A 1,366-nucleotide genomic window follows, 5' to 3' on the forward strand; every position below is an offset into this window, starting at 1 on the left:
CCCCCTTTATGGATGGCCCGCCCCTCACTGGGCTTCACTGCTAGGTTTGCAGTGTGGCTCACACGAGGGATGGAGCGGACCGATGGCCATTGCGATACTCGGGATCGATCTGGGCAAGAACAGCTGCAGCTTGGTGGGGCAAGATGCGACCGGTCGGGTCGTCCTGCGTCGCCGGATGCGACGCGAGACGGTGATGACCTTTGGCGCGACGCTTCCACCTTGCATCATCGCCATGGAGGCGTGCTGTGGCGCGCATCACATGGGCCGGGCGCTCGCCACTCAAGGCCACACCATCCGGCTGATGTCGCCGGAATACGTGCGCCCCTACGTCAAGGCCCAGAAGAACGACGACCGTGACGCCGAGGCGATCGCAGAGGCTGCGACGCGTCCGACTATGCGGTTCGTCGCGCTGAAGTCGGAAGCGCAGCTCGACATGCAGACTCTGCACCGGGTGCGCGACCAGCTCGTGGGCGAACGCACGGCCTTGATGAACCAGATCCGGGCCATCCTGCTGGAGCGTGGCCACATCGTCCCACAAGGACGTGCCAAGCTTGCCGCCAGCCTGAACACCCTGCTCGATCCCGACACCGCCGCGGACATCACGCCACGAATGCGCAGCCTCGTGGCCGACGTGCGGGAACGTTGGCAGTCCCTCGACGAACGCATCGCCACGCTCGATGGCGAGTTCGCCGAACAGGCCCGGACCGACGAGAGTACTCGCCGGCTCACCACCATCCCGGGCATCGGTGCACTCAACGCGACAGCGCTGGTTGCGGCAATCGGTGACGTGGCCACCTTCGCCCGCGGGCGTGATCTGGCGGCCTGGCTCGGCCTCGTGCCGCGGCAAGTCACGACTGGCGGACGACCCAAACTCGTCGGCATCACCAAGCGCGGCAGCAAGTACCTGCGCAAGATGCTGATCCAGGGTGCACGGGCGGCGATGCCGACCCTTCGCAAAAGCGATACGCGGATCGGCCAATGGCTCCGGGGCCTGCTGGCGCGGGCGCACGCCAACACCGCCGTCGTTGCGCTGGCGGCTAAATTGGCTCGGACCGTCTGGGCGCTGCTGCGCCACGAACGCGTCTATGAGCCGGCGGCGGTGGCTGCCTGAACCGAGCTTGGTCGGCGAAGCCTTCGTCGGCCTCACCATGTCTGCGAGCGGCGAGAGGAAGATGGCCTGACAGTCGATCGGTGTTCTGGAAGCCTTTGGCGTAAAATGGCGCTCGACGCCGCCCCCTTTATGAGGACCAGGACGCGCGGATCTCCATCTTGGCCAACGGCATCGCCGAAAGGCCGGATACGTTTATGCAGACTGCTCAGACCAGCGGATCATAAGCCACTTGCGGACGGGGCGGGCCATACGTTT

Annotated in this window: 1 protein-coding gene; it reads left to right on the plus strand. The window is 65.7% G+C overall.

The features are described from left to right. Positions 1-82 precede the first annotated feature (82 nt). Complete coding sequence (locus AC0IY1_RS25260; protein WP_471773320.1) at positions 83-1,111, plus strand: IS110 family RNA-guided transposase; 1,029 nt, start codon at positions 83-85, stop codon at positions 1,109-1,111. Positions 1,112-1,366: the final 255 nt, after the last annotated feature.

Source organism: Methylobacterium sp. AC690 (assembly GCF_979256535.1).